The organism is Brevundimonas diminuta ATCC 11568, assembly GCF_000204035.1.
In the GTDB taxonomy this organism is placed as follows: Bacteria; Pseudomonadota; Alphaproteobacteria; order Caulobacterales; family Caulobacteraceae; genus Brevundimonas; species Brevundimonas diminuta.
On record NZ_GL883084.1, the window covers coordinates 654,168 to 662,247 of the forward strand.

7 protein-coding genes are annotated in these 8,080 nt (G+C 67.8%); 3 read left to right on the plus strand and 4 right to left on the minus strand.

The window, feature by feature from the left end; genetic code table 11:
- On the plus strand, positions 1 to 589 hold a 589-nt coding region (locus tag BDIM_RS03430; protein ID WP_040344668.1), incomplete at its 5' end, for a methyltransferase domain-containing protein.
- A gap of 19 nt (positions 590 to 608) precedes the next feature.
- Here BDIM_RS03430 and BDIM_RS03435 read toward each other — a convergent pair.
- The 4 genes from BDIM_RS03435 to BDIM_RS03450 are packed head-to-tail and all read right to left on the minus strand — an operon-like array spanning position 609 to position 3,552.
- Complete coding sequence (locus BDIM_RS03435; protein ID WP_003164181.1) at positions 609 to 791, minus strand: Flp family type IVb pilin; 183 nt, start codon at positions 789 to 791, stop codon at positions 609 to 611.
- 27 nt (positions 792 to 818) lie between these two features.
- Positions 819 to 1,235, minus strand: a complete 417-nt coding sequence (locus BDIM_RS03440) for a (deoxy)nucleoside triphosphate pyrophosphohydrolase (RefSeq protein ID WP_003164182.1) — start codon at positions 1,233 to 1,235, stop codon at positions 819 to 821.
- Complete coding sequence (argJ, locus tag BDIM_RS03445) at positions 1,232 to 2,614, minus strand: bifunctional glutamate N-acetyltransferase/amino-acid acetyltransferase ArgJ (protein ID WP_040344669.1); 1,383 nt, start codon at positions 2,612 to 2,614, stop codon at positions 1,232 to 1,234. The genes BDIM_RS03440 and argJ overlap by 4 nt, the downstream gene beginning before the upstream one ends.
- Positions 2,611 to 3,552: a peptidylprolyl isomerase gene (locus BDIM_RS03450; RefSeq protein ID WP_003164185.1), complete on the minus strand. Its 942-nt coding sequence runs from the start codon at positions 3,550 to 3,552 to the stop codon at positions 2,611 to 2,613. The genes argJ and BDIM_RS03450 overlap by 4 nt, the downstream gene beginning before the upstream one ends.
- Before the next feature lie 276 nt (positions 3,553 to 3,828).
- Between BDIM_RS03450 and secA the strand changes: the two genes are divergently transcribed.
- Together secA and BDIM_RS03460 are read left to right on the plus strand one after the other, a co-directional pair.
- Positions 3,829 to 6,681, plus strand: coding sequence for a preprotein translocase subunit SecA (secA, locus tag BDIM_RS03455; RefSeq protein ID WP_003164186.1), 2,853 nt, complete (start codon positions 3,829 to 3,831; stop codon positions 6,679 to 6,681).
- Positions 6,682 to 6,848: 167 nt separating this feature from the next.
- Positions 6,849 to 8,012 carry an aminotransferase class V-fold PLP-dependent enzyme gene (locus BDIM_RS03460; RefSeq protein WP_003164187.1) on the plus strand — a complete coding sequence of 388 codons (1,164 nt, stop codon included), beginning with the start codon at positions 6,849 to 6,851 and terminating at the stop codon, positions 8,010 to 8,012.
- The last annotated feature ends 68 nt before the right edge of the window (positions 8,013 to 8,080 follow it).

The following is an 8,080-nucleotide window of genomic DNA, read 5'->3' on the forward strand; positions in this document are numbered from 1 at the left end:
GGGGGACGGGTCGGCCGATCTGATCGTCAACCTGCTGGGCCTGCACTGGGCCAACGACCTGCCCGGCGCCCTGAGCCAGATTCGCCGCGCGCTGAAGCCCGACGGCCTGTTCGTCGCCAGCCTGTTCGGCGCCGCGACGCTGAAGGAGCTGCGCGGGGTGCTGACCGAGGCTGAGCTGGAGGTCAACGGCGGCGCCCAAGCGCGCGTCTCGCCCTTCGCCGACGGCTTCGACGGGGCGGCCCTGCTGCAACGGGCCGGGTTCGCCCTGCCGGTGACGGACGTGGACCGGGTGACGGTGCGCTATGGCGATCCCTTCGCCCTGATGCGCGACCTGCGGGCGATGGGCGAGACCAATGTGCTGGCCGGGCCGATCCGGCCGCTTAGCCGCGCCGTGCTGGCCCGCGCGGCCCAGCTCTACGCCGAGCGCCACGCCGAGGCGGACGGGCGCATCCCCGCCACCTTCGAGATGGTTCACCTGGCCGGATGGGCGCCGCACGAGAGCCAGCAGAAGCCCGCCAAACGCGGCTCGGCCAAGACGCGGCTGGCCGATGCGCTGGGCGTCAGGGAGCAGACCGGGGAAGAGGGCTGAGCCCCGCTCTTCCCTGGATCTAGGCTCCGCCGATAGCGCCGCTGATGGTCGTGGAGATGTAGTCGTACATGGCCGTGGAGCGCGCTGCGAAGGCGCTGACGGCGGCGATGATGACCAGGAAGATCAGGCCGCAGATCAGGCCGTATTCAATGGCCGTGGCGCCGCCTTCGTCGCGGTGGAACCGGCAGATGAAACCCTTCACGCCCGGCCCTCCTCTGTCGTCGGCCTGTCAGAGCAGATCGCGCAGCCAGGCGATCAGCGGTTCGTCGGCCGGAGGCATGGGATAGGCCGACAGCTTGTCCGGCTTCACCCAGGCTAGGCCCGCGTGTTCGCGCGCCTCGACCACGCCGGACCAGCGCCGGCACAGGTAGAGTGGCATCAACAGATGAAAGGATTCGTAAGCGTGACTGGTAAACACGAAGGGGGCCAGGCAGGCCTCCTTCACGTCGATGCCCAGTTCTTCCTTCAGCTCACGGATCAGGGCCTGTTCAGGCCGCTCGCCCGGCTCGACCTTGCCGCCGGGGAATTCCCACAGGCCCGCCAGCTGCTTGCCCTCGGGCCGTTTGGCGATCAGCACGCGGCCGTCCGGGTCGATCAGGGCGACGGCGACGACCAGGACGGTGGGAACTTCGGGCGTCTTGCTCAAGAGCGGTAGTCCCCGTTGATCTCAATGTAGCGTTTGGTCAGATCGCAGGTCCAGACGGTGGCCGAAGCCCGGCCCGAGGCGACGTGGACGGTGATGTCGATCTCGGCGTTCTTCATATAGGCGCTCATGACCGCCTCGTCGTAGGTCGGCGAGGGGGCGCCGTCGACGGCGGCGACGTGCGGACCGAAGCGGATGGCCAGACGGTCGCGGTCCACCGCCTCCTCCGTCTTGCCCACGGCCATGACGATGCGGCCCCAGTTGGCGTCCTCGCCCGCGATGGCGGTCTTCACCAGCGGGCTGTCGGCGATCGACTTGGCCAGTTTGCGCGCCGAGGCGGGGCTGGCGGCGCCCTCGACCGTCACCTTGACGAACTTGGTCGCGCCCTCGCCGTCCTTCACCAGCTGGTGCGCCAGGTCGAGCATGACGGCGTCCAGCGCCGCCGAGAATTCCTTCAGCCGACGGTCGCCGACGCGGCCGATGCGCGGCGCGCCGGACGCGCCCGTGGCGAACAGCAGCGCCGTGTCGTTGGTCGAGGTGTCGCCGTCCACCGTCACCGAGTTGAAGGTGGTGCGGACGTGCAGGTTCAGCAGGGCCTTCAGCACCGGCGGGGCGATGTCGGCGTCGGTGACGATGAAGGCCAGCATCGTCGCCATGTCCGGCGCGATCATGCCCGAGCCCTTGGCGATGCCGGCGATGCGGACCTTGACGCCCTCGATCTCGCATTCGGCGTAGGCGCCCTTGGGGAAGGTGTCCGTGGTCATAATGCCCAGACCGGCCTGCGCCCAGGCGTCAGCCTTCAGACCGGCTTCGACCTCGGGCAGGCGGGCGGTGATCTTTTTGTCGTCCAGCACCACGCCGATAACGCCGGTCGAGGCCAGCATGACGTCGCGCTGGCGACAGTCGAAGCGTTTGGCGACCTCGGAGGCCGTGCGGCGCGCGGCGTCGGCCCCGGCCTTGCCGGTGAAGGCGTTGGCGCATCCGGCGTTGACGACCAGGGCCTTGACCCCCTCGCCGCCCTTGTCCGCGTCCAGATGACGCTTACACCAGTCAACCGGCGCCGAGCCGACCTTGTGCCGGGTGAAGACGCCCGCGCAGGACGCGCCCTCGGGGAAGCGGAAGACCACCAGATCGTCGCGCTCATGCTTGTAGAAGCCCGCGCGCGCCGTCGCGATCTCGACCCCGCCGATCGGCGGAATGGCTGGGAAAGGCACGGCCAGGGGCGAGATCATCAGGCCCGGCTTGCCGGGCGAGGCGGCGACCGCCTGGGTGGCCGATTGCGTCGCGCGCTTCAGCGCCGAGGCCAGCGGGTCCAGCGCCTTCTCGATGGCGGTTTCGATCTTCTTGCCGGTCGAGGCGGACTTGGAGGGCGGCTGGCTCATGAGGCGTTTCCGGCGGGAGAAGCGGAGGTTTTCTGGGCCGCAGGCGGAGCTGCGGACTCAACGGGGGCTGAAGGCGGAGCCGTCTTGGCCTCGTCCAGGGAGATCTCGACCTCGGCTTGGCCGCGAAGCTGTTCAAGCAGCTGGCGGACGCCTTCATAGGTCAGGTAGCGCACGATCTGCGGCCGCGCCTGCTCCAGAGTCGGCGGAGTTTCGACGCGGCGATCCTCGACCTTGAGCACGGCCCAGCCGGTCTCGGTCTGGATGGGGCCGACGACCGCGCCCGGCGTCTGGCCCTGCAGGGCGGCGGCGTAGGGACCGGGCAGGACGTCCAGCGTCGAATAGCCCAGGTCGCCCCCGGAATAGCGGGTGGCGTCGTCGATCGAGCGTTGGGCGGCGACGGCCTCGAAGGCCGCCCCCTGGCCCAGGACGCCCAGGACGGCGTCGGCCTGTTCCTTGGTCGGCGCCAGAATCAGGCGCACCCGCACCTCTTCGGTCGCGCGGGCCAGCCGCTGCTGCTCGGCGTAGAGGCGTTCGACCGCCTGTTCGGAGACGGCGCCGGACACCACCTTCTCGACCAGCATGTCGCCCAGGATGCGTTCGCGCACGGCCTGCAGGCGGCGCTGGGCGGCGGGGCTGGAATCGAGGCCGCGACGTTCGGCCTCGGCGGCCAGCAGCTTCTGGTCGACCACCTCGTCCATCACCCGGCGGAACAGCTCGGACGAGGCGTCCAGGGGATCGTCCTCGCCGATCAACCCCTGCGCCACCGCCTCGCGGCGCACGTCTGAGGCCCAGACGGCGCGATCGTTGACCCTGGCCACGACGCGGTCGTTCTTTTCCGGCGCGGCCTCGTCGCCGCCGCGCCCGCAGGCGGCCACGCCCAGCGCCAAACCGGCGACGACGACCAGAAACAGGCTGTGGAGGGGACGTCGCGCTCGCATCGGACGCTCCGGGCAAGGGTCTGTGGACAGGCCGTCGAAACGGACATTCGCGCCTGAAACACGCCGCCTTAAAAAGGCCCTCGCGTTGACAGGGATAAGGGCGGTGCTTAAGTCCCGCCTGCGCCCAAGTCGAGGGGTTTTCGATCGTCTGCGCGGCCCTTCGCGCGCCCTCATCTGCAGGGAAGGCCCGGGGCCGGCGTGATCGCGGCCCTCCGACCGGGTGAAACTGTCTTTCTCAGAGCCTTCAGCCGCTCGACCGCCTGACCCGGATCGCCCATGCTCGGCTTCGCCAAGAAATTTCTCGGTTCCTCCAACGACCGCAAGGTCAAGGCCTTCATGGGCCAGGTCCAGAAGATCAACGCCCTGGAATCCAAGTTCGAGGCCTTCTCGGACGACGAACTGCGCATGATGACGCAGACGTTCAAGGATCGCATCGAAGCCGGCGAGAGCCTGGACAAGCTGCAAAACGAAGCCTTCGCCGTCGTGCGCGAAGCCTCCAAGCGCGTGCTGGGCCAGCGTCAGTACGACGTGCAGATGACCGGCGGCATGATCCTGCATGAAGGCGGCATCGCCGAAATGCGCACCGGCGAAGGCAAGACCCTGGTCGCCGTGGCCCCAGTCTATCTGAACGCCCTGGCCGGCAAGGGCGTCCACGTCGTCACCGTCAACGACTATCTGGCCCGCCGCGACGCAGAGCAGATGGGCCGCGTCTATCGCTTCCTGGGCCTTGAGGTCGGGGTCATCGTCAACGGCCTGTCGCAGGGCCAGCGCCAGATGGCCTACAACGCCGACATCACCTACGGCACCAACAACGAATTCGGCTTCGACTATCTGCGCGACAATCTGGTCTACGACCGTCGCGAGATGGTGCAGCGCGGCCACCACTTCGCCATCGTCGATGAAGTCGACTCCATCCTGATCGACGAGGCGCGCACGCCGCTAATCATCTCGGGCCCGACCGAGGACCGTTCGGACCTCTACAAGGTGCTGGACGCCCTGGTGAAGGAACTGGTCAAGGACAAGGACACCTACGACCTCGACGAGAAGCAGCGTCAGGCCCTGCTGACCGAGCTGGGCTCGGAGCGGATGGAGCAGATGCTTCAGGACGCCGGCCACTTCGCCGAGGACACCGTCGACCTGTACGACCCGGCCAACGTCAGCCTGGTCCACCACACCAACCAGGCCCTGCGCGCCAACACGCTCTACACGCGCGACAAGGACTACATCATCAAGGACGGCGAGATCGTCCTGATCGATGAATACACCGGCCGCATGATGACGGGCCGTCGCCTGTCCGAAGGTCTTCACCAGGCCATCGAGGCCAAGGAAGACGTCAAGATCATGCCCGAGAACCAGACCCTGGCCTCGGTGACGATCCAGAACTATTTCCGCCTCTACGAGAAGCTGTCCGGCATGACCGGCACGGCCGCCACCGAGGCCCAGGAATTCCTCGACATCTACAAGATGGACGTCCTGGAAGTGCCGACCAACCGTCCGATCCAGCGCAAGGATTACGACGACGAGGTCTATCGCACCTTCAAGGAAAAGAACGCCGCCATCGCCGCCCAGATCGCGGAATGCCACGTTCGCGGCCAGCCGATCCTGGTCGGCACCGTCTCGATCGAGAACTCCGAAGAGCTGTCCGAAGTCCTGAAGACCTACAGCTACAAGGTCGAGCGTTCGCGCACCCTCAAGCCCGAATACGCGGGCCGCGAGAAGGAAGCGCAGAAGGTCGGCGACGCCGCCTATGACATCGACTACGCCACCGGCCGCGGCATTCCGCACAACGTCCTGAACGCGCGCCAGCACGAGCAGGAAGCCTACATCGTCGCCGACGCCGGTCTGCCGGGCGCGGTGACGATCGCCACCAACATGGCCGGCCGCGGCACCGACATCCAGCTGGGCGGCAACCTGGAGATGCGCCTGCAGCGCTGGAGCCAGGAACAGCGCAACATGGCCGTCGCCGTGACGCCGGAAGACCTTGCAGCCAAGGAAGCCGAGTTCAAGGCCGAGATCGCCGCCGCCAAGGAACAGGCCATGGCCGCCGGCGGCCTGTTCGTCCTGGGCACCGAGCGCCACGAAAGCCGCCGCATCGACAACCAGCTGCGCGGCCGCACCGGCCGTCAAGGCGACCCCGGCACCTCGAAATTCTACCTGTCGTGCGAAGACGACCTGCTGCGCATCTTCGCCGGCGACCGTCTGGACGCCATCATGAAATCCTTCGGCGTGGCCGAGGGCGAGGCCATCAGCCACCCCTGGCTGAACCGCGCCGTCGAGACTGCCCAGAAGCGCGTCGAAGCCCGCAACTACGACATGCGCAAGAACGTGCTGAAGTACGACGACGTCGTGAACGACCAGCGCAAGGCCGTGTTCGAACAGCGTCAGGAGTTCATGGACTCCGAAGACTTGTCGGAGCTGGTCGCCGACTTCCGCAACGACGCGATCAACGACCTGGTCGAACGCTATATGCCGCCCAAGGCCTATGCCGAGCAGTGGGACATCGACGGCCTGGACGAGAAGGTGAAGTCCACCCTCGGCCTCGAACTGCCGCTGCATGACTGGGCCGCCGAGGAAGGCGTCTCCAACGAGGAGATCGAGGAGCGCATCGTCGCGGCCGCCGACGTGCGCGCCGCCGAACGCCTCGAACTGATCGGCGCCGACCAGACGCGCGGCCTCGAAAAGCAGTTCATGCTGCAGATGATCGACATGCAGTGGCGCGAGCACCTGGTCCATCTGGACCACCTGCGCGGCGTCATCGGCCTGCGCGGCTACGGCCAGCGCGACCCGCTGAACGAATACAAGACCGAAGCCTTCAACCTGTTCGAGACGCTGCTGCACGACCTGCGCCACAACGTCACGCGCTGGCTGATGACGGTCGAGTTCCAGTTCCAGGCGCCGCCGCCGATGGAAATGCCCGAGTTCCAGGAAATCCACCTGAACCCCGGCACCGGCGAGAACGAGATGCTGAACCCGATGGCCCAGAACCCGGAAGGCCAGCTGACCGGCGACGACCGCTCCAAGCTGCCGGTCGAGGCCCTGCCCGTCGGTTGGGAGCGCACCAGCCGCAACGCCGACTGCCCCTGCGGCTCGGGCCGCAAGTTCAAGCACTGCCACGGTAGTTTGATCTAAGGCGCGCTAACGCGCGCGGCGCGGTCGCTCGCTGCTTGAGCGCCAAAGACCGACTTGAGAGAGGCGGGTTCGCGAAAGCGGCCCGCCTTTTTCTTTGGCCGCGCCTTTCCTTACCGCTCATCCGTCTTTTCTGTTGGGCCGCCCGCTGATCCGGGTAAGGTCGGACCATGAACTACAAGCCCCTGTTCTCGCGCGCGCTAGGCCTCGATCCGGAACGCCTGCATTTCGCCGCTCACAGCCACCACCTGTGGCCCGACGTCAGCTTCGACGGCCAGGTCCAGGCCTGGGCCGAGGCCAACCGCTTCGCCGACCGCAAATGGGATCTGGTGTTCGGAGAGGTCATCCCGGAGGCGCAAGCGCATGTCGCTAAGGAACTGGGCCTGCCCTCGCCCGACAGCCTGATCTTCGCGCCCAATACGCATGAGATTCTGCTGCGCATCGTCTCGGCGGTCGACAAGGCGCCGGTACGCATCCTGGCCACCGACGGCGAGTTCCACTCCTTCCGCCGCCAGTCGGAACGCTGGGAGGAGGCGGGACAGGCCGTCGTCACCCGCGTGCCCCTGGCTCCGTTCGAGACCTTCGCCGACCGCTTCGTCGCCGCGGCCAGGGCGGGCGGGCACGACCTGATCTTCGTCAGCCAGGTCTTCTTCCGCACCGGCGGGCTGTTCGAGCGCATCGCCGAACTGGCGGAACTGGCCGACCCGGCGGGACCGTGGGTGGTGGTCGACGGCTACCACGGCTTCATGGCCACGCCGACCGATCTGTCGGCCGTGGCGGACAAGATCTTCTATCTGGCCGGGGGGTATAAGTATGCGATGGCCGGCGAAGGCGCCTGCTTCCTGCACGCCCCGCCCGGCTTCGGCCCGCGCCCGGTCGTGACCGGCTGGTTCGCCGAGTTCGGCCACCTAGAAGGCCCGCCCGGCGGGGTTCAGTACCGCACCGACGGCGGCCGCTTCTGGGGCGCCACCTTCGACGCCAGCGCCCTGTACCGCTTCAACGCCGTGCGCCGGATGCTGGACCAGCACGGCCTGACCACGGCGACCATCGCCGAGCACGCGCGCGGCCTTCAGGCCCGGTTCCAGACGGCGATCCAGTCGGACGAAGCCGGGGCGCTGGCCGGGGCCGAGATCCTGAACCCCGTCGAGGGGACGGCGCCGCGCGCCCGCTTCTTGGCCCTGCGCCACGCCGACGCCCCGCGCTGGAAGGCGGCGCTGCAGGAGATGAACGTCATCGCCGACGTGCGCGACGACGTGATCCGCTTCGGCTTCAGCCTGTATCAGAGCGAGGACGACGTGGAGAAGCTGATCCACGCCTGCGCCCGCCTGAGCTAGGTCGTCAGAAGAACAGGCTGTCGGCGTCGCGCCGCGCCTCTGGCGGATCGGTGCGCCGGGGCGAGGCG

Bases quoted from the DNA above. Each gene is read 5' to 3' on its own strand.
- argJ (WP_040344669.1), bottom strand. From the start codon at position 2,614: ATGAGCCAGCCGCCCTCCAAGTCCGCCTCGACCGGCAAGAAGATCGAA.
- BDIM_RS03450 (WP_003164185.1), bottom strand. From the start codon at position 3,552: ATGCGAGCGCGACGTCCCCTCCACAGCCTGTTTCTGGTCGTCGTCGCC.
- secA (WP_003164186.1), top strand. From the start codon at position 3,829: ATGCTCGGCTTCGCCAAGAAATTTCTCGGTTCCTCCAACGACCGCAAG.
- BDIM_RS03460 (WP_003164187.1), top strand. From the start codon at position 6,849: ATGAACTACAAGCCCCTGTTCTCGCGCGCGCTAGGCCTCGATCCGGAA.